Below are 18,564 nucleotides of genomic sequence, written 5' to 3'. Positions count from 1 at the left end.
TTTCAGAACAACCTCAAAGCCCGGCTTGACAAGCTGGCGGCAGAGGGAAAGAAGGATGACCTTTTGAATTTTGAGCAACTTGGCGTGGATTATATGTTTGTGGACGAGGCCCATGCCTATAAGAACTGCTTTACCTACACTAAAATGCGCAACGTGGCAGGCATTGGCCGGTCCGCAAGTCAGCGGGCGACGGATATGCTTTTGAAATGCCAGTATTTGCAGGAAATGGGCAGCGGTAAAGGCGTGGTATTCGCTACCGGCACACCTATCTCCAACAGCATGAGTGAAATGTACGTCCTGCAGCGGTATTTGCAGCCGCAGATGCTGGTAAGATTGGGACTCAACTATTTCGATTCCTGGGCGGCCACCTTTGGTGAAGTGATATCGTCTTTGGAAATTACACCCGAAGGCTCCGGCTATCGTATGCGCAATCGCTTTGCCAAGTTCCACAACCTGCCGGAGCTGATGAGCATCTTCCAGCTTGTGGCGGATATCCAGACCGCTGATATGTTGAACCTCCCCATCCCTGAAATCGAGGGCGGCAAGGCAACCATTATTGCCACCGAAGCTACACCCTTCCAGAGGATGATTATGGAAAGCTTTGTGGAGCGTGCAGAAAAAATCCGCAAGCGCGAAGTTGAGCCAGATGAAGATAACATGCTCAAACTCACCGGTGAAGCGAAACTGATGTCCATTGATCCCCGCCTGGTCTACGAAGATGCACCTAATGACCTGGACAGCAAATTGAATATAGCCATTGGAAACGTCTTTGATATCTGGCAGGAAAGCTCTGAGCAAAGATTGACACAGCTTGTGTTCTGCGACAGCGGTACGCCAAAGCCCGGACAGTTTAACGTCTACGATGAAATGAAAAGGTGTCTGATGGAAAAAGGTATATCGAACGAAGAAATCGCCTTTATCCACGACGCAAAAACCGACGAGCAAAGAGAAAACCTGTTTGAAAAGGTACGCATGGGTGAAATCCGAATCCTGCTGGGCAGCACAAGCAAGCTCGGCACAGGAACCAATGTACAGGACAGACTGGTTGCGGTCCATCACCTTGACTGCCCGTGGCGGCCAAGCGACATTGAGCAGCGCGACGGCAGGATACTTCGCCAGGGCAATCAAAACCCGATCATCAAAATACTGCGGTATGTCACGAAAGGTACGTTTGACGCCTATCTCTGGCAGATTCAGGAGCAGAAATTGAAGTACATCTCACAGGTGATGACGGGTAAGAGCATTTCCCGCTCCTGTGAGGATATGGATGAAACGGTGCTTTCCGCTGCCGAAGTCAAGGCGATTGCGACCTCCAATCCTCTGCTGGCAGAAAAAATGGAAGTGGACAACGGGGTTATACGGCTGAAGCTGTTAAAAGGCAACTGGAACAATGAACGTCTGACCCTGGGACGAAATATTAATAATCAATACCCCGATACCATTGACTATTGTGAAAAGAAGATTGCGAGTATCCGCAAAGACATGGAATTGCGGGAGAAAACCGAGGGGAAAGACTTTTCGGCGGTGATTGATGGCAAAACCTATGATGAGCGTGTCAAGGCCGGAGAGCAGCTCCTGCTGATAATGAAGCTCCATGACCTTGCAGTAAACGGCGAACCTTTACCTGTCGGTGAATACAGGGGCTTCCGTCTCTTTCTTGTCCTGAATGCCTTTAAACAACTGGAACTGCTGGTAAAAGGCGACAACACCTACAGCACACCCCTTGGCGATTCATTCCTCGGCGGCATAACCAGGCTTGAAAACGTGGTTGAAAAGATACCGGCGGTGCTGATGAATATGGAGCAAAAGCTGGCGGATACCCAAACTCAGCTTGAAGAAGCCAGGAAGGAAGTCCAAAAGCCCTTTGAATTTGAACAGCGCCTGAACGAGTATTCCGCGCGGCAGGCAGAGATCAACACCAGGCTGGAGTTTAAGGAGCTTCAAAAACAAGAGGAAGTCATATTTGATGAAAGCAAAACAATTGATGAAGCCTGTAACGAGGAAGCCTTGGAAGCGGAAGACGCAGACATCGCTTCCAAGGCTTAGTTTTAAGAAATTCAAAGAAAGGATGTGATACCATGCCGATGGTGGCAACAAAAAGGCCCTACACCCTGTTTGTTGTACCCGATGATGAACCGATAAATCCGCGCGAAGAATGGGACAATTTCGGTACAATGGTTTGCTTCCACAAGCGGTACACGCTGGGCGACGAACATCACTACGACGGCGCGGAAGAATTCTTTCAAAAACTGGTGCAGGACAGTATCCTGGATCAAGATGTTATTTCCTATGTTAAGAATGGCAATGTGGATGGTTTGAAGCTGGAATATAACAAGTCCGCTCATGAATGGGAGCTTAATTCTTACTCTGATTTTTTCAAGAAGTGGTATACCGAATATACCCTCTCCGCACCGTTAAAAGGCAGCGAAACGGAACTGAGCGAAGCGATCCTTGAGCAAATGCAGTGGCAGGACTTGAAAACACTGTCTGAAAAGGCATACTGTATTCGGCCTGTCTATATGTACGACCATAGCGGCTTGACGGTAAACACGACCGGATTTAGCTGCTCTTGGGACAGCGGCCTCTTAGGGTGGATTTATGCTCCCCACGATAAGATAAAAGAGGAATTCGGAGAGGTCACGCCTGAAACCATTAAAAAGGCTGAAAAGCTGTTGGACGGTGAAGTAAAAGACTATGACTACTACCTTACCGGCCAATGTTATGGCTTTAAGTTGTATGAAAATGCCGAGGAAGTGGATAGCTGCTGGGGGTTTATGGGCGATTTCCGTGACGTGCAGGCCAGTATCAAAGAGCACCTGCCCGATGAATGCAAGGATATTGTGGAAATTCTGCAAGAACGTTGGGACAACGCCAGCGAGGAGGACATCCTGGAGGAAATTCAGGAACATGAAGATAAGGACGAGCTTGATTGCGGCTTGGAAGATGAGCTTACCGATGAAATGGAAATGTAGGAGGGACATGTGCTGAGACGACCGTTCATTTATATAATAAAAATATGGGAGACAACTCAGTCTCCCATGTAATAGAACTTCTGATAATTATGTAGTAAACGCCATCTATGCTCAATTTATACTGCAATTTTGGAATCTGCAAAATACACCTCAATGAACACTTACCGCTTATTTGAACGTTAGAAGCTGACTTGGATCAACGTCAAGAGCTTGCGCTATCCTAAATATAGAAATGATAGATACACCATAGACAGAGGTGCTTTCGAGGTGGCTAATGGTGGTATAACTTAAATCTGATTTTTCGGCAAGCTCATTTTGACTGAGACCTCGTTGTTTCCGAAAAAATTGGATTTTGAACCCGATGTTTCTTAGAAATTGCTTTTCTTCCGCTGTGTACGACTTGCTTTTGCTGGGGGGCATCATGATTCCTCCATTTTTAGATAAAACAATATTTTATACCATTTTATCTAAAACAAAATTGCAATCATACGTAATAACAAGGTATAATGTTGTAGCTGTATTGCAGTTTGGAAATGTCTGTATATTAATATTTTCCAAATAGCCAGTTCGATAGATAAAATTAATTCATTTTAGAGAGGAGTGGATATAATGCTTAATATTGCTATATGTGACGACAGGCCCAACCAACGGAAACTTCTAAATTTACTGATTCATGAGTATGAGGAACAAAATGGAGTGCGCTTTAATCTTTATGAATTCGAGAGTGGAGAAGAAATTATTGAGAAATTTGATGAAAATACAAATTTTTTCGATCTTTTCTTTCTGGACAACTTTATGAAAAAGCTGACCGGACTTCAGACCGCTTTAAGGATTCGGGACGACAACACAGCGTGTCACATCGTTTTTGTAACGGCATCCGATAAGCAAATGCAACATGCTTTTATGGCAGCTTCACCGCTTGAGATACTGTTCAAACCGCTCCAACAAGAAGATATAAATAAAATATTAGCTAAGGTATTGGCCGGGAAAGTTGGCGAAAGGCCGTAGCGGATAGGGAAAAAGGGATAAAAAGGCGATAAATCAAAGGCAGGTGCTCCATAGCTCATGGAACTCCTGCCTTCTTATTATTTAGGCCAACATATTTAGTTCTCTCTTTCCCCCTACCGAAATTGAAGAAGAACTGGAGGCGGACTAATGGCAGCAAGTGTCAGGTTCCAGCTTTATGAAAGGAAGGAGGAATATAATGTCTGAAACAAATCTAAGCATTTCCGATAAAGCAATCGCAATCATACACAACACGCAAGACGGCAATCTGCTCTGTCCAACTCATTTAAAGCTTACCGAAATGGCTGTGAACGGTTTTTTGAATGACAGAGGCATCGAGGCATTTAACCAGCTGTATGAGAAAGTTACAAGCGGCGAATATAAACAGCCGTTTCTTCACGGCGTCGAACACATGACGCAGGACCATGAGGGATACATCCTGTTCAAAGGGAAAGCAGTTGAGCATTATTCAAGCCCGTGGATTCATTCACTTGACGCCAGAAATTCGCTTTTAAAGATTCAACAGCAATGCCTGTTTCTGGAGAGTAAGGGCATTACAGCTGACAGTATGAACATTGTATGGCGCTGGAAATATGATAACGAATTCGGCGAGTACCAAAAAGCAAAGTTAGACGATTTGATGATCGCAGACAACCGTGAAATTGTATTTTCTGAAATCACCCTGAACAACAACGATAGTCAGATTGTAACCTTTTTTATGCCTGAAAATCCCCATGACACGATGATTTATGACACAGACGATTACATCGACTTTGCGGAGCGTCACTGCGACAACGGCGGAAAAGACTTCTTTATTCAGTCCCATACCTTTTCCTATGGTAAAGGTGAAGGACGGGAAGCAACAGAGGATGAGCTGAAAATCATACTCTCCTGCTTCGATTATCTGAAAGGCAAAGACCTTTTGAAAGCTGAAGCCGCCAGTGAATATGGCTCAAAGGGATACAACCGTTTTTATGAAGATGATCCCGAGCTTTCAGAGGAACAGGAGGAGTACGATGATGAGATTTGAGAATGTGGATGTGATAGACACCCTTAGGAAAATCATGCAGCACAACACAGAGCATTACCAATCAGATTTCGAATATGACATTGCAAGGCTGCAAAAAGCCGCAGAGGATAGTCACAATAGCCGGAATTTCCTATGGATGTCCCGCGGATTCGGCACCTGGTGTTTTGAGGAACGGGATGTGTACATCCGTAACACCCACGCCTTTAACACCTGGGACTATTACAATCATTCCAGCGAAAACGTTAAAGCCTTCGCGGTAGAGATCGAAGCCTTGCAGGACAAAGCTGTCGTCGGCCATGTTTTTGAGCTGGACTACAAAACGCATATCGAGGATGTGCGGAAAAACTGCTTCAACGCACAATCGGTTGAGGCGGTTTTCAAGCATCCCGACAGCAACAACGGATACATCCGCAGGTTTGATATCGACGAGTACAACACTAACTGGTACAGCATTGGCCAGCGTTACGGTGAGATTGAAACCCTGCGCTATGAGGTGGGTGATGAACAGCGGCTGCAGGATGTTCTGTGCAAAGCAAGGCAGGTACGGATATTAAATACCACCGCCGGAAGCCTGGAGGAATACATTGCCGCCATGGTAAAGGAACGCTTCCACAGCTACGGCTACACCCGTGACGATATGGTATTCACCACACCCGGAGACGTTTTTGAAGCACTGGAGCATAAGGTTCCCGTTTACATGCTGTCCAAAGACAACATCAGGGAACCTGTCACCAGCACCGATGAAATCAGCTATCATATCTTTCACAAGGGTATTTTCGGCATGGCGCCGGAAGACAAACGGCTGCTGGAATACCTGTTGGCTCTGCCTGAAAATCGGGCAGAGCTTTTTAATTGGACAGAGTTAAATCAGATTTACACCCTTGCCATTGCTGCCGGACAGTCGGGCGACCTGGATAAAACTGCGTTTAAAACCCTGGAAGCTATCGTATATAAGCTGGACAGGGTGCTTCCTGCCCCTCTTGAACCTGCGGAAAATGTGCGGGAGAGAGATGAAGAACAGGAGGTGTGATGCAGTCTATGGCACAAACGGCATCGAAACCCTTTCGCTTCACAGAGGAACAGATCGAACAGGCCAACCGGGTCAGCCTGGTGGAGCTTGCCCAGCAGTACGGCTTCAAGCTGGAACAGGGAGGGCGCAAAGCTTTCCATGCCCAAAATTCCGGCGGTCTCTACATCTTTAAGGACAGCAACCGCTTTTACCACTGGACCTCTAATTCAAAGGGCGGTGCCATTGATTTTTTGATGAAGTATGACGGCAAAACCTTTACCGAAGCGGTGGCACAGTTAATTGGCGAAAGCTACGAACCGTATGTCCGGGAGCGTATCCCCTACGTAAAAGCAGAAAAAGGTCCCCTTGTCCTGCCCGACAAGGCCGCCAACTTCAAACGTGCCTATTGGTATCTGGTGAGCATCCGGGGAATTGCACCGGAGGTTGTCTCCCTGCTGATGAACGAGCGGAAAATCTATCAGGAAGCGAAATACGGCAACTGCGTGTTTGTAGGCTATGACAGGGACAAAAACCCGAAATACTGCTCCATGCGGGCGGCCCGCACGGAAAGCGATTTTAAGCAGGATAAAGAGAATTCCGACAAGAGCTACCCCTTCTATGTGGAGGGCAAAAGCGATACTGTCATCGTTTCCGAAAGCCCTATCGATCTGATGAGCCATGCCACCCTTGCCAAAATGCACGGTCTAGACTGGAAGCAGGATCACCGCCTATCCCTCGGCTGCACCTGGGACGGGGCCCTGGAGAGATACCTGAAGGACCACCTTGAAATTAAAAGAATCGTCCTTGCCCTGGACAACGACTATAACGCCAGGGGCAAGGACGGAAAACGGGCTCCCAATTACGGACAGGTGGCGGCAGAAAAATACTGCGAAAAATACGGCGAACAGGACTATGCCTGTGCTATCCACCGGCCCCACCTCAAAGATTTCAACACGGACCTGACGGAGACCCGTAAAGGCAAAAGCCCGAAGGAACTGGACGCCATGCGGGTTTCCATCCTGGAAGCCGAATTTGAAAGCGAGGCGCGGGATGAGCCGGAGGAAGAATCGGAGGATGAACTGGAGCCCTGATTTTCTTTTCACAGGAACACCCCTTCCCCATTCGGGGAAGCCCGAAACGAAAAAAACGAAGGTCGCAAGACCCTCGTTTTTTTCAGTTAAGGCAGGAATAGATTTGTTGAACAAATCCTCAAAACGGCTTGCCGACAGTGTCGGCAACGTTGTTAAAACCCTATATATATTGTTAGTTTTTTGTTAAAGCGAAAGGCGGTGTTCATGGAAAGCTGGCAGTTGGTACAGCGCCAGAGTCTCCCGCTTGAAGCAAAGATAATATTAACAGAGAAAAGAATCTGGGAGTGGATAGAAAGAAGGAGTTTTCACGATGATGGAACAAGAACCTGCAATCAAGCAAAAAGACTATGAAAGGGCTTCCCGGCTTTTAGGGAGGCTCTTTGAAGTTGATTCGGATATTACGGAACAAATCAACAGATGCCTCCAATATTACGGAGCCAATGGATTTTTCAGAAACCTTGAGAGCTTTGATTTTTCAGAAGATGTTTTTGAAAAGCTGAAGGCGGTCAGAATGGTGCTGTTTGGAATGGGCGAAGAAGCAGTACCCGATTTACAAAAGCTTGAAAAGCCGGGAGGGGGTGCAAAACCGTGAAGAAAAACTATGATGAGGCTCACGCCTCCAACTTCATAAAAGGTATCACTCGCCTTACGGGAATTGCCGAAAGCAAGCTGAAAAAATATGCGGCTGAAAACAATCTCTTTAATGTGCTGGAGCATCCCAATACCATTGACCCTAACAAACAGCAGCTTGAAAAGATTCATGTCCTGAACGAATTTATCTCTGCTTATCGGCTCCTCAAGCTACAGGAGAACGAAACCAAGCTGGTATTTGATTCCTCTAAGGTGGCGGGAGAATACTTCGCATCCCTATTGGGCGGTATTAAGGACAGGGAGAAGTTTATGGCCGCTTTTCTGGATACCGGCAACAACCTCATCGAGACCAGGACCTTCTCCGAGGGAAGCATCGGAGAAGCAGCCGTTTATCCGAGAATGATCTTGAAAGCGGCCCTTGATTGCGATTGCAAGTCCATCCTCCTGGCACACAATCATCCTGGGGGAAGTCGGATTCCTTCAATTCAGGACAGGGATATCACCGAAAGACTGATATCCATTTTTTCACCGCTCCAGATCAGCGTATTGGACCATATTATTGTTGCCAATAGCCAATATTACTCAATGGCAGAGAAGGAGGGTATGCCGCAGCCCTCCAGGGATGTAAGCTACGATGCTATTCCCCTGGATAACAATAAGGCGCTCGGGGAGGATAAAGCAGATTTTCATGCAGACATTTCGGCTTTTGATGAATCAGACCTGGATGAGTTTAATCTTATAGAACCGGACGACAAGGAGGATGAGGATGAATGGGAGCTTTGATTGACAAATAATAAGGAAAGGAGCGTGTCCTATGGCGAAAGCCAGTAAACAGCATGACGAAAAAATCACCACGTCCATCTATCTTACCAAGCAGATGTGCGGCGAAATTGATAAAAAAGCGGATCGGGAGCATATCTCTCGCAACGAGCAAATCCGCAAGTATATTGAAAAGGGCCTGGCGATTGAAAGCTACGAGGAAAACATCGACCTCATCACCGCCATTATCCACCAGGAAATCGACGTGTCCATCAAGGCGCTGGGCAACCGCTTGGCCGGAATGATCAACCGCATGACCATCATATCGGCGGCAGGCTACTATGCCAATATCGCGCTGATTGCCGACCTCATCGACGCCGACCGCTATTCCTCCTTTGAAAAAATCGAGCGCCTGGCCCGGAAACGCGCCCTGGCCTACGCCAACATGAAAAGTGGCGACGCCCTCAAAGCCTTTCTGGATGACGAGGAAATGAAAAAGGCAGTCAGCGAGCTCAAGGGAGGAACCCCGGCCTATGTCGATTTTGATGTATAAGCAGCGGTTTAGAAATCCCAATTACCGAAAAACCCCCAAATGCAACTATGCCCATATCGGTTATATCGCCACCCGCCCCGGCGCCTCCAAAAACGAGGGAATGCGGCATGGACTGTTCGGAAAACTTTCTCCCGGCGAGTTGGTGGAGTTTGAAACCTGGCAGGAAGTCGCCAGAGAAGTCCGGGAGCTTTCCTATAAAAACGTCAACATCTTCCGCAGCATCATTTCCTTTGCTCCTGAAACCGCCGCGGAGTTGGGGCTAAACGACCACAAGGCATGGGAGCAGTATATTGAGAGGCATATCCAAACCCTGGCACAAAAAAACGGCATCAGCGTAAAAAACCTGTCCTGGGTATGCGCCCACCACAACGAGCGCAGCCATCCCCATAGCCACGTTGCCTTTTGGGACAAAAACCAAAGGCTGATGAAAAACTATGTCCACCCCAAAATCCCCGACAGCATCCGCATCCAACTGATCAAGGAAACCTTTGCGGACAAGATCGAGCAGTATTGCAGGGAGAAGGACAAAGCCAAAGGCGACATCAAGGCCGTCACCGATGAATTGGTATCCGAATTTGACGAGTACGTCAAGGCGGCCCATCCGAAGGAATACAAACAGTTAAAGGAGCTGGTGGGACGGATTGAAGCCGACGAACTGGGCGCGGCTTCCTTGGACGGCATCCTGGGAGACACCGATTTAAACCCGCTGATTGTCAGATTGTTCGAGTTGAAAGATAAGATGCCGAAGAAAGGCCGCCTATATTACAAGCTGCTGCCCGAAGAAGTAAAAGCGGAGGTTGACGCCTTTGTCGAGGAATTGAAAAACGGCAACGAGTATATCCGCAACCTGATCAACGAATACGCGGACAGCAAGTGCGCCCTGGCAATGCTCTACAACACCGACCCTGAGAATACCGAAAAGTACCGGCAAAAGGCAGTCAAGGAAGCGGAAAAGCTGATTGCCAACAAGCTGCTGGGTGTGATCAAAGCAATGCTGAACAAGGAACATGAATTGTCCCATATGGAGTACACTGAGGCCAAAAAGCATTACTATACCGAGCAGATGATCTGTGAAATCCTGAAGATGCTGGAACAGAATATCGTAAGCCTTGATACGGAATATGACGACAAGCAGAAAACCATGAGCACCGAGCTATCAAAGGCGGCAAAAAAGGAATGGTACTTGCAGCATAAGGATAGGGGCCTGGAACGGTAATCAGGATAAAATCTATAGAAGAACCGGAATTCTAAAGCACTCGGACAAAGAACCACTCTTTTTCGATTATTCTATCAATGGAGATGAGGATATGGATATGGAAATTCAGGCGATATTAAAGCCCTATGACATATGGGATAATGACGTAGATGGAGAAACGAATCTGCGGGCAAAGGAAGCACTACATGATTTTTATAAAACTTTATTAAAACGAAAACCGGCAACAAACTATGAAAAAGATAATATAGCGCATTTTCGATATCTGCATTTTTTTGTAGAAATTAAAAAAGCATTTGAGGAAGAAAAGTATTTGAGAGTATGTAATGAATTGCTTTCCCTCATGCATTATGTACCTTTTTTCCAGAAAAGAGTTTATAATAATACCGTGAAAATCCTAGAAATCTTTTTACAGATCGAGGAGGACGATAGATGTTAAGAAGCTTTCGGGGGAAGATTCTTGGTAAAGAAGATGTGCAGAAACCGGAACAATCTGGCTGGGAATTCAATTATGCCATGGACTTTGTACGGCAAACCCTACAATATGAGCAGAGCAAACAGGATCAGATTATCATCTTGGAATATATGTTGGGAATCATTAAGGAAGACTTGAAAAATGATTTACTGACGACAATTCTCTATAACAAAGAGAACTTCGATAAGAAAATCAGCCATCCATTTCCCATATATTATGAAGATGAAGTAGGAAGCAAAATCTGGGCTAAACCAGATGAAGAGAAAATGAAAAAGGTTGATTTAGCGAATGACTGCGTTTTGGTTTTAGCCTGGCATAGGGATAGAATGAGAAATATCATAAAAATTATAGCTAAGAACTCATTTGAATATATTAAAGGAAACCATTTAGCGTATTATTATACGGGTGTAGATCTATGCTTTGCATACAACGGCACTCACTCTATATCAGCAGGCATTGGGCATAAAAAAGGATTTATTGAAGCAAAAACAATTGATATAATTCCAATGTTTGACCATGTTTACACGGATGGGGACTGCTGGTACAACCAGCACAACGGGAATAAGCTCAGAGAATTATATGACTTCCGGGTAGGGGTTATTTATGAGATTTCCAAGATAAAATACAGGCTCGAAAATGAAGAAGATACTGCCGAGCTGGGATGAAGGCCAATCCGCCAAAAAGACAGAACAAAAAAGGAGATGATTTCAAGACAGATCGCAGGAATAACTATCACGAGTATCTGAACGTGATCTTTACTGTAAAAACATGGCAATGTATAATGACTGTAAGAATATCTTCTACTTGTGGCGACAAGACTATCTCATCCAGAGAGGTCCATGTTGGTCTGCTGACAACCTGTGCTTTGAGTGAAAGCTTCTTAAAAAAATTCACGGTGAAGAAGTGTTGTTCTATGCTGAAGAAGATAGCATTACCGTGAGTAATTTCCGGAATTGATTGTGGATTTAAAACGGGCTTTGGAAAGTATCTGATTTGATAGAAATGGGGGCTCAAAAATGCACACGCCAACAACTATCAATAAAATAGTTGCCCTATTGGCAAATAAAGCGAAAGAAATTGCTAGCGATAAACTTGTTAAGTTATTCTATACGGTTCCTATGCGCGTGGCGATTATGAAGAATGGTCGGACATTGATGTCATGGTCCTTGTCAATGGCGATGATCATACAACTAAACTTTTTAAACAGGAGCTGTGGAAATACTGTAATGATTTAAAACTAAACTATGATGTTGTCCTATCCGTCATAGTAAAGGACTATAATCATTTCCAAAACTGGAAAAATGTATTGCCTTTCTATGCAAACGTGCAAAACGAGGGAGTTGTAGTTAATGCCTGATTATAGCAGAAAACAGAGCAAAGAGAGCTAACGGCTGATCAGACAAATGAAGAAGAACTGGAACGATAAATTTTTAGACAATTGAGACAAAAGTGGACGGTCAGTACGTCAACAAAGTTCCTTGGATCACCATTATGAACCAGTGATCATTTTTCATCTTAACGACGGTACCCCGATCCTGGCCTTCACCACCACAGAATATGCCCTGGCGCAAAATTGAGCCGGGGTATTTTATTTTTTTAAAACGTGAAAAAACGCGAGAGCAATTGGGAAAGGAGTGATACTGGCCATGAAAGGATTGAGCGAACCGCTTTTTAGAGCGTTTTTCAGGAGGGTGCAGAAGCTGGGTTATACGACTTGAAAAATATGACCCAAAAGCTTGGAACGCTTGTTGCTAACATGCAGCCGCAAGAATCGGAGCTTGAGCAGGAATCCGAAAACGAATTGGAGGTGTGACTATGCGCAGCAAGATTGATTTTTACAAGCAGTTTTTTGAGCAACTTTCCAGGCGGGGCTTTGAGGTGAAGCGTTCCGATTCCTCCGACTACCTGGCCGACATCTACTATAAAAAGCAGCTTATTGCCTTTTACACCAAAGCCGACACCATCGAGAAAAATCCTTTTGTAGCAGTCAAGGACAAGGTTTTGAACCTCATCAACGATACTGCGAAAGCCACGGCGGTCAGAGCCGGTATCTGTTCCGAGTGCCCCTATACCGAGGACAATGAAAAGCTTCCCAACGGCTCCTACAAGCTGGCCGAGTATAACGGCGTAACCATGACCTGCAAACAGCACCACCTTTTCGGCTATGTGTTTTCCACCTACCGGACGGTGCCGGAAACCGACCAGCTCCTTCAACGGCAGTTTTTCTACAACAAGGAGGCCACCACACAGGATTTTGCCATCCGAAGCGGCCTGGTGGACGAAAAGGCTCTGTTTTCCGAAACCGAACTGATGGTGCTTCACTCTAACCTGGTAAAGCTGACGCTGCTGGATAACAATCTTGCCAATGACGACATGATTTCCGTCGGGCAGATGATTGACAAAATCGAGGACATTGTGCCCGAACTGAAAGGCAGGGACTATGACTTCGACTTTGAAGGCGAATTCCGGCAGGACATGGATGCGGAGATTGGAGGGTGAAGCATGGGCAGCAAAAGAAACCAGACCATTGCCATAGCGCGGTTTTTGGCCTATAAGAACGATTTGAACAAGCGGCTGGAAGCCATGACAGACGAGCAGTATATGAAAAAGCCCATCGGTCTTGAGGTGGGGCAGTATGTTGAGGATCTGTTGAAATACTGCCCCGAAAGTACGGTGGATACGGTGTTAAAGCATCAGGACGATTTGATTTTGCGGCTGGGCGAGGACTATCTGAGCATTGTCGCCTTTATGCCGTATGCGGAGGGAGGCGGAATCCATGCCGGACAGCAGGCCCAACGCTAACCTATGGGGCAATATCATCACCTGTGGCGAAATCGCCTTCGGCATTTATGAGATTGTGGGCGACAAAAGCAAGGGCATTATGATGTCAAAGGCGGACGCCGAAAAAATACTGCCCGAAGCGGTTGCCGCCAGGGGTGAACCGGAGGGTGAAAACCTGTGCTTTACCGATGAGCTTTCCACCTCCCTGGTGGGAGACGAGCTGGTCCGGCAGGGACTGGTCACCGACCCGGAGTTTATTGCAAGGCAGGAAGCCCTGAAGCAGCTTGATGACGCGGAATACGATACGGGTTTTGAAACCTTCAACGAGATCGAATTTGAACTGGAACTGTGAGGTGATTTTCATTGAAGCTGGTTTATATCTGCTCCCCTTTGCGGGGAGTGGTGGAGGAAAACATCAAAAAAGCGAACCGATACTGCGAATATGCCGCGGGATGCGATACCGTCCCCCTTGCTCCCCATGCCATATTTACCGCCTACCTTCAGGATAACATTCCCAAACAGCGGGAAAAGGGCTTAGAAATGGGACTTGCGCTTTTAAGGCGGTGCGATGAAATGTGGTGCTGTGGGGACGAAATTACACAAGGTATGCAGGGTGAGATTGATCTGGCGACAAAACTGAATATTCCCATCGTTTATGTCCTGGATCATCATATGGAGGAAGGGTTGAAGATAAGACAGGAAAACAAGGCCCTTGATACAGAGGATTGCATTCCCAGGAGCAATGAAATGGATTACGAGGACAAAATTTTGGTACTGAATCCCGAAGCGCTGATGACCAGCCGCCGCACGGCTGAAAACAGCTTATGGATCGCCTATAACGGTTTTGGCTGCACCTTTGGGGCAAGAGGTCAGGCGGTTTATGCCAAAAGCCTGTTTTCAGGACAGGAATGTCGCTGGGAACGCGCGGATTTTCTTGGCATCGTCAAACCGGAAAGCTTAAAGCAGTGGCTTGAAAACACGCCTGTAAAAAATGAAATCGCTGAAACGCTGATAAACGAACAGGAGCAGCACCTGGAGATGACGCTATGAAAACAAGACCTAAACTGATGATCTGCTCCCTGATATTTTTGACCGGCGGTTTTGTCAATCTCTTTTTCTCAACCGCCCTTCATGGGCTGCTGTCAAGGCAGATGACGGTATTGAAGCTGCTGCCCATCGGTGAATGTCTTACCAGCCTTTTTTCAAGCAAACAGCATTTTCTTCTTTATCTTTGCTTGCAGGGCTTCATGCTGATTCTGTCGGTGATGTACTTTCTCACCAACCTGCGGCCCTATCAGTCGGATTTAATGGAGATCACGCCGGACATCAAGACGCCCGTTGCGGTGGGACAGTACCAGCACGGCTCGGCGCGATGGCTCAAAGACGCCGAAAAGGACAAAGCCTTTGCAAGCTTTGCCTTAAATCCCCACAACAAGGTTATCAAGGCGCTTATCAAAGGCGGCTATGATAATATAGACTTCCTGAAAAACAAGAAGGAGGAGGTTGAGGACGATATTTCATCCCAAGACAATCCCTAAACCAAAACCGGAACCCGATGAAGACGCCGCCTTTGCTTTACGCGAGGGCGGCGTTGTTATTGGCATGAAAAAGGAGGGCGATAACGAGCACATCTATTATGTGGGCGAGGACAGCCATCTGCTGTGTATCGGCGCCACCCGCAGCGGCAAAACCCGCAACCTGGTGGTGCAGTCCATCTGCACCCTGGGATTGGCCGGGGAATCTATCGTGGTCAGTGACCCGAAAGCGGAGTTGTACGACTACACCGCGGAGTTTCTCAAAAAACTCGGCTACAGGGTGCTGGTGCTGGATTTCAAAACCCCGTCCAAAAGTATGCGCTACAACCTGTTGCAGCCCATCATCAATGCGGTCAACCGTGACGACACCGACAGGGCGGAAATGCTGGCCTGGGATCTGACCAACAACCTTGTCGGCAAGCCGGAGGGCGAAAAAATCTGGACAAATGGCGAATGCTCCATCATTGCTGCTGTCATCCTCTGCGTGGTGTGCGACAATAAACACCGGCCCGATTACCAGAACCTCACCAATGTCTACTGGTTTATCGCCGAAATGGTAAAGATGATCGGGAACAAAATGCCCCTCTTAGAGTACGTCAAAAAACTTCCACCCTCCCATCCCGCCAAGGCGCTGCTTTCAATTTCCGATGTGGCGCCGTCGAGGACAAGAGGCAGCTTCTACACCTCCGCCTTGACAACCCTCAGATTGTTCACTTCCAGGTCCATCTATTCCATCACCCATACCAGCGACTTTGAATTGCAGGACATCGGGCAGGAAAAGCACGCATTGTTCATCATATTGCCGGACGAAAAGACCACCTTTTATCCAGTGGCCTCCCTCATCGTGTCGCAGCAGTATGAGCAGCTTGCCAATTTAGCCGATATGAGGGGCGGCAGGCTCAAGCAGCGGGTCAACTTCATGCTGGACGAATTCGGAAATTTCACCACCATAAGTGATTTCACGAACAAACTCACAGTCGGCGGCGGGCGCGGGATGCGGTTCAACCTGTTTATTCAGTCCTTCTCCCAACTGAAAGAAAAGTACGATGAGAACATCTCGGATACCATCAAGGCCAATTGCCAGACCTGGGTTTATCTACAGGCTGATGACATGGACACCCTGCGGGAGATCAGCGAAAAGCTGGGGACCTACACCGTTTCCAGCTATCAGCTATCGGCCAATCATGCAAAGTACACCACCCCGTCAAGCTCCCACAGCATCAGCCTGATTGAGCGCAAGCTTTTGAATGTGGACGAAGTACGGCGGGTTACCCGTCCGTATCAGATCGTCACATCCCGGACCCATCCCGCCATCATGTTTTCCCCCGACCTGTCGGAGTGGTATTTCAACAAAATGCTGGGCATGGGGGACAAGGAGCATAACCGGAAGCTGCGGGAGGAACGGGAGCAGAAACGCCCGGTCGTCACCGACGTGGGCAAGGAAATCGCCCTGTGGAATATCTGGGTCTACTACCAGAAGGACATCATGCGCAAGCTCCAGCAAAAGGCCGCGGAGGGTAAAGGGCAATCAGTAGCCAGTGAAGCGGATATGGATTGAGGAAAGGAGGATTTTATGAAACCGAAAAGCGCAACAAAAAAGGCCGAAAGGCTTTTAAAGAAAGCCTGTGCCGCTGCCGCTGTTATGGCGGCAGCAGCAATGATGGCGGTGCCGGCTTACGCCGCTGACGGCGTTCAGGGCAGCAAGATTGTCACGGGGACGGAAAAGCTGATCGGCGATGTCACCACCTGGCTGATGGTGCTGGCTCCGGTGGTGGCGGGCCTGCTGATCATCTATTTCTTCATCCGCCGCAGCGCCGCCGACGAGATGGACACGAAAAAGTGGAACAACCGTATTGTGGTTGCCATTGTGTCCTGTATCGGTGCCGTACTCGGCTCGGCAACTTTGAATCTGATTATCGGTTACTATAAGTAACTGCGGCAACCAATCTGACCAAAGGTAGTGTTTCGTACACTGTTTTTTATTTTAACCACTATCTTAACTTTCAAAAGGCTTCACTCTCTCATTGCCAACAGTCATTCAATAAGAAAAATATGAAAGGTGAGATTCAAGTATGAAAAACTTAATTATGAAGGCAAGAGTAAATATGATGAAGGGAATGGTTTCTGCCAGAGGCATCCTGACAGACAGAAGTGGGTCAGGAATGATTGACCTTGCTATCAACGTAATGATCAGCGTAGTTTTGGGAGCTTTAGTCCTTGCAGGATTGTATCTGCTCTTTGGCTCGACTATACTTCCGCTGCTTTCTGAAAAAATAAAGGCCATATTCAACTACCAAGGCTAAGTCAGAGAAAGCGTCCCTTCCGCATTGGTTTCTCTGCCGTTCATTCCAGCTGGATATACTGGCTCCTATCTCAAATGATAGGAGCAAAATCATGAGGGAGGAGAATCAATTTGGAAGTGCTTCTGGTATTGCTTATCGTCGCGCTGTTAAACGGTGCCATTGCCTATATCAACGACCTTTTGACCGGGATTGTGCCCATGACCCTGTATGCGGAGCAGTACATGACCACCGTGTCCGGCACCAATATCGCGGCTACGCTTTTTAACATCCTGTTCGGCTTCGGCGTGTCTCTCATCGTATTGAAGTTTCTTAAAAAAGGCTTTGAAACCTATATACTTTGGAGCGACGGAGACGCGGACGAAGAACCCCTTTCCCTGCTGACCAACTTTTTTAAGGCGCTGGCGGTGGCCGTCTGTTTTCCCACTCTGTATAAGTGGATGGCAGACATTGTGGAGGATATGACCAACCAACTGCTGACAGCCATCGGAGTAACAACGAATTACGGCTGGCAGGCATGGGTGAATGGTATTTCCACGATGGGGCTTGTGACAGCCATCTTCGGGCTGATTTTTATCATCTGCTATTTCATGCTGTACTTCCAGTTTCTCATGCGGGGTCTTGAAATCTTTATCCTGCGGGTGGGCGTTCCCCTTGCCTGCGTGGGACTCCTGGACAACGACAAAGGCGTTTTCAAGGCCTATCTCAACAAGTTTTTCCAGTCCATGCTGGCCGTGGTGGTGCAGATTGTCCTCTCCAAGCTCGGCGTGGGGCTGATGCTCAACATGCACGTCTTTTGGGGCCTGGCCTGCATGATGCTTGCCATCCGGACGCCGCGCTTCTTGCAGGACTTCCTCATCACGACGGGCGGCGGTGGTGGCGGGGTTATCAACAATGTATACCATTCCGTGAGGTTGATCGGCATGGCGCAAAAATTAACGAAGTAAAGGCGGTGGATGGATATTGGTTACGATGGACGATATTTCCAAGGCGATTATCATCCTTGTCCGCCTGGGCGCCGTCGCAAGGTTTATTTACTGCATGATCAGGCTCTCCGGTGCAGAGGAAGAACAGACGCAGTATAAGAAGCGGGCGAAAAACACCGTCATTTTCTATGTCCTGGCAGAGTCTATCTGGCAGATTAAGGACCTGGTGCTGTATTACTATACCCCATGACGCATTATGCAGAGTAACGGCATAATGACGATTATTGGAAAAGGAGGGTTTTATGGAGGATGAAAAGCTGTATA

Annotated in this window: 24 protein-coding genes; 23 read left to right on the top strand and 1 reads right to left on the bottom strand. The window is 47.3% G+C overall.

The window, feature by feature from the left end; genetic code table 11:
• Positions 1 to 2,046 (top strand): helicase-related protein (locus tag DSOL_RS23665; protein WP_282433576.1); only part of this gene is annotated, 2,046 nt, incomplete at its 5' end.
• 32 nt (positions 2,047 to 2,078) lie between these two features.
• Positions 2,079 to 2,972, top strand: a complete 894-nt coding sequence (locus DSOL_RS23660; RefSeq protein ID WP_075367204.1) for a hypothetical protein — start codon at positions 2,079 to 2,081, stop codon at positions 2,970 to 2,972.
• Between the two features lie 168 nt (positions 2,973 to 3,140).
• Here the strand turns inward: DSOL_RS23660 and DSOL_RS23655 are convergent, their stop codons facing one another.
• Positions 3,141 to 3,392 (bottom strand): helix-turn-helix domain-containing protein, encoded by a 252-nt coding sequence (locus DSOL_RS23655; RefSeq protein WP_075367203.1) that lies wholly within the window; start codon positions 3,390 to 3,392, stop codon positions 3,141 to 3,143.
• A 189-nt stretch (positions 3,393 to 3,581) separates the two neighbouring features.
• Between DSOL_RS23655 and DSOL_RS23650 the strand changes: the two genes are divergently transcribed.
• From DSOL_RS23650 to DSOL_RS23540, 21 genes are all read left to right on the top strand, one after another.
• Complete coding sequence (locus DSOL_RS23650; RefSeq protein ID WP_075367202.1) at positions 3,582 to 3,980, top strand: LytR/AlgR family response regulator transcription factor; 399 nt, start codon at positions 3,582 to 3,584, stop codon at positions 3,978 to 3,980.
• Positions 3,981 to 4,176: 196 nt separating this feature from the next.
• Positions 4,177 to 5,007: a hypothetical protein gene (locus DSOL_RS23645; RefSeq protein WP_075367201.1), complete on the top strand. Its 831-nt coding sequence runs from the start codon at positions 4,177 to 4,179 to the stop codon at positions 5,005 to 5,007.
• The gene (locus tag DSOL_RS23640; RefSeq protein WP_075367200.1) at positions 4,994 to 6,037 is read left to right on the top strand and encodes a hypothetical protein; all 1,044 of its coding nucleotides are present in this window, start codon (positions 4,994 to 4,996) and stop codon (positions 6,035 to 6,037) included. Before DSOL_RS23645 ends, DSOL_RS23640 begins: the two co-directional genes overlap by 14 nt.
• Positions 6,038 to 6,045: 8 nt before the next feature.
• The gene (locus tag DSOL_RS23635) at positions 6,046 to 7,107 is read left to right on the top strand and encodes a DUF3991 domain-containing protein (RefSeq protein ID WP_075367207.1); all 1,062 of its coding nucleotides are present in this window, start codon (positions 6,046 to 6,048) and stop codon (positions 7,105 to 7,107) included.
• A 310-nt stretch (positions 7,108 to 7,417) separates the two neighbouring features.
• Entirely contained in the window at positions 7,418 to 7,699 is a 282-nt protein-coding gene (locus DSOL_RS23625) for a hypothetical protein (RefSeq protein ID WP_075367198.1), read from the top strand.
• Positions 7,696 to 8,481 carry a JAB domain-containing protein gene (locus tag DSOL_RS23620; RefSeq protein ID WP_075367197.1) on the top strand — a complete coding sequence of 262 codons (786 nt, stop codon included), beginning with the start codon at positions 7,696 to 7,698 and terminating at the stop codon, positions 8,479 to 8,481. The genes DSOL_RS23625 and DSOL_RS23620 overlap by 4 nt, the downstream gene beginning before the upstream one ends.
• A gap of 31 nt (positions 8,482 to 8,512) precedes the next feature.
• Entirely contained in the window at positions 8,513 to 9,010 is a 498-nt protein-coding gene (locus DSOL_RS23615; protein ID WP_075367196.1) for a ribbon-helix-helix protein, CopG family, read from the top strand.
• On the top strand, positions 8,991 to 10,226 hold the full coding sequence (mobP3, locus tag DSOL_RS23610; protein ID WP_075367195.1) for a MobP3 family relaxase: 1,236 nt from the start codon (positions 8,991 to 8,993) through the stop codon (positions 10,224 to 10,226). The genes DSOL_RS23615 and mobP3 overlap by 20 nt, the downstream gene beginning before the upstream one ends.
• Before the next feature lie 91 nt (positions 10,227 to 10,317).
• Positions 10,318 to 10,662, top strand: coding sequence for a hypothetical protein (locus tag DSOL_RS23605; RefSeq protein ID WP_075367194.1), 345 nt, complete (start codon positions 10,318 to 10,320; stop codon positions 10,660 to 10,662).
• Positions 10,656 to 11,363 (top strand): DUF6710 family protein, encoded by a 708-nt coding sequence (locus tag DSOL_RS23600; RefSeq protein ID WP_083642984.1) that lies wholly within the window; start codon positions 10,656 to 10,658, stop codon positions 11,361 to 11,363. The genes DSOL_RS23605 and DSOL_RS23600 overlap by 7 nt, the downstream gene beginning before the upstream one ends.
• A gap of 437 nt (positions 11,364 to 11,800) precedes the next feature.
• Positions 11,801 to 12,055 carry a nucleotidyltransferase family protein gene (locus DSOL_RS30240; RefSeq protein ID WP_083642982.1) on the top strand — a complete coding sequence of 85 codons (255 nt, stop codon included), beginning with the start codon at positions 11,801 to 11,803 and terminating at the stop codon, positions 12,053 to 12,055.
• Between the two features lie 458 nt (positions 12,056 to 12,513).
• Complete coding sequence (locus DSOL_RS23585; RefSeq protein ID WP_075367192.1) at positions 12,514 to 13,197, top strand: hypothetical protein; 684 nt, start codon at positions 12,514 to 12,516, stop codon at positions 13,195 to 13,197.
• A 3-nt stretch (positions 13,198 to 13,200) separates the two neighbouring features.
• Positions 13,201 to 13,500, top strand: coding sequence for a hypothetical protein (locus tag DSOL_RS23580; RefSeq protein WP_075367191.1), 300 nt, complete (start codon positions 13,201 to 13,203; stop codon positions 13,498 to 13,500).
• Complete coding sequence (locus DSOL_RS23575) at positions 13,475 to 13,831, top strand: hypothetical protein (protein ID WP_075367190.1); 357 nt, start codon at positions 13,475 to 13,477, stop codon at positions 13,829 to 13,831. The genes DSOL_RS23580 and DSOL_RS23575 overlap by 26 nt, the downstream gene beginning before the upstream one ends.
• Before the next feature lie 11 nt (positions 13,832 to 13,842).
• A complete protein-coding gene (locus tag DSOL_RS23570) occupies positions 13,843 to 14,529 on the top strand; it encodes a DUF7768 domain-containing protein (RefSeq protein WP_075367189.1) in 687 nt (228 codons plus the stop codon).
• Positions 14,526 to 15,017, top strand: coding sequence for a TRAG family protein (locus tag DSOL_RS23565; protein WP_075367188.1), 492 nt, complete (start codon positions 14,526 to 14,528; stop codon positions 15,015 to 15,017). Before DSOL_RS23570 ends, DSOL_RS23565 begins: the two co-directional genes overlap by 4 nt.
• Complete coding sequence (locus DSOL_RS23560) at positions 14,983 to 16,572, top strand: VirD4-like conjugal transfer protein, CD1115 family (protein ID WP_235838975.1); 1,590 nt, start codon at positions 14,983 to 14,985, stop codon at positions 16,570 to 16,572. The genes DSOL_RS23565 and DSOL_RS23560 overlap by 35 nt, the downstream gene beginning before the upstream one ends.
• A gap of 15 nt (positions 16,573 to 16,587) precedes the next feature.
• The gene (locus tag DSOL_RS23555) at positions 16,588 to 16,947 is read left to right on the top strand and encodes an Mbov_0395 family pilin-like conjugal transfer protein (protein WP_075367187.1); all 360 of its coding nucleotides are present in this window, start codon (positions 16,588 to 16,590) and stop codon (positions 16,945 to 16,947) included.
• Between the two features lie 139 nt (positions 16,948 to 17,086).
• A complete protein-coding gene (locus tag DSOL_RS23550) occupies positions 17,087 to 17,317 on the top strand; it encodes a DUF6133 family protein (RefSeq protein WP_075367186.1) in 231 nt (76 codons plus the stop codon).
• Positions 17,318 to 17,433: 116 nt separating this feature from the next.
• Positions 17,434 to 18,261, top strand: coding sequence for a conjugal transfer protein TrbL family protein (locus DSOL_RS23545; protein WP_486598772.1), 828 nt, complete (start codon positions 17,434 to 17,436; stop codon positions 18,259 to 18,261).
• A 16-nt stretch (positions 18,262 to 18,277) separates the two neighbouring features.
• The gene (locus tag DSOL_RS23540) at positions 18,278 to 18,490 is read left to right on the top strand and encodes a mercury transporter (protein ID WP_075367184.1); all 213 of its coding nucleotides are present in this window, start codon (positions 18,278 to 18,280) and stop codon (positions 18,488 to 18,490) included.
• Positions 18,491 to 18,564 lie beyond the last annotated feature (74 nt).

Source organism: Desulfosporosinus metallidurans (assembly GCF_001936615.1).
Lineage (GTDB): Bacteria > Bacillota > Desulfitobacteriia > Desulfitobacteriales > Desulfitobacteriaceae > Desulfosporosinus > Desulfosporosinus metallidurans.
Note: the sequence above shows the minus strand (reverse complement) of the source record. Positions and strands in the feature narration are given on the sequence as shown.

Excerpts from the sequence above, each read along its gene's own strand:
- DSOL_RS23625 (WP_075367198.1), top strand. The coding sequence starts at position 7,418 with ATGATGGAACAAGAACCTGCAATCAAGCAAAAAGACTATGAAAGGGCT.
- DSOL_RS23650 (WP_075367202.1), top strand. The coding sequence starts at position 3,582 with ATGCTTAATATTGCTATATGTGACGACAGGCCCAACCAACGGAAACTT.
- DSOL_RS23655 (WP_075367203.1), bottom strand. The coding sequence starts at position 3,392 with ATGCCCCCCAGCAAAAGCAAGTCGTACACAGCGGAAGAAAAGCAATTT.
- DSOL_RS23575 (WP_075367190.1), top strand. The coding sequence starts at position 13,475 with ATGCCGGACAGCAGGCCCAACGCTAACCTATGGGGCAATATCATCACC.
- DSOL_RS23565 (WP_075367188.1), top strand. The coding sequence starts at position 14,526 with ATGAAAACAAGACCTAAACTGATGATCTGCTCCCTGATATTTTTGACC.
- DSOL_RS23645 (WP_075367201.1), top strand. The coding sequence starts at position 4,177 with ATGTCTGAAACAAATCTAAGCATTTCCGATAAAGCAATCGCAATCATA.
- DSOL_RS23555 (WP_075367187.1), top strand. The coding sequence starts at position 16,588 with ATGAAACCGAAAAGCGCAACAAAAAAGGCCGAAAGGCTTTTAAAGAAA.
- DSOL_RS23605 (WP_075367194.1), top strand. The coding sequence starts at position 10,318 with ATGGATATGGAAATTCAGGCGATATTAAAGCCCTATGACATATGGGAT.
- DSOL_RS23550 (WP_075367186.1), top strand. The coding sequence starts at position 17,087 with ATGAAAAACTTAATTATGAAGGCAAGAGTAAATATGATGAAGGGAATG.
- mobP3 (WP_075367195.1), top strand. The coding sequence starts at position 8,991 with ATGTCGATTTTGATGTATAAGCAGCGGTTTAGAAATCCCAATTACCGA.
- DSOL_RS23580 (WP_075367191.1), top strand. The coding sequence starts at position 13,201 with ATGGGCAGCAAAAGAAACCAGACCATTGCCATAGCGCGGTTTTTGGCC.
- DSOL_RS23615 (WP_075367196.1), top strand. The coding sequence starts at position 8,513 with ATGGCGAAAGCCAGTAAACAGCATGACGAAAAAATCACCACGTCCATC.
- DSOL_RS23660 (WP_075367204.1), top strand. The coding sequence starts at position 2,079 with ATGCCGATGGTGGCAACAAAAAGGCCCTACACCCTGTTTGTTGTACCC.
- DSOL_RS23585 (WP_075367192.1), top strand. The coding sequence starts at position 12,514 with ATGCGCAGCAAGATTGATTTTTACAAGCAGTTTTTTGAGCAACTTTCC.
- DSOL_RS23640 (WP_075367200.1), top strand. The coding sequence starts at position 4,994 with ATGATGAGATTTGAGAATGTGGATGTGATAGACACCCTTAGGAAAATC.
- DSOL_RS23635 (WP_075367207.1), top strand. The coding sequence starts at position 6,046 with ATGGCACAAACGGCATCGAAACCCTTTCGCTTCACAGAGGAACAGATC.
- DSOL_RS23600 (WP_083642984.1), top strand. The coding sequence starts at position 10,656 with ATGTTAAGAAGCTTTCGGGGGAAGATTCTTGGTAAAGAAGATGTGCAG.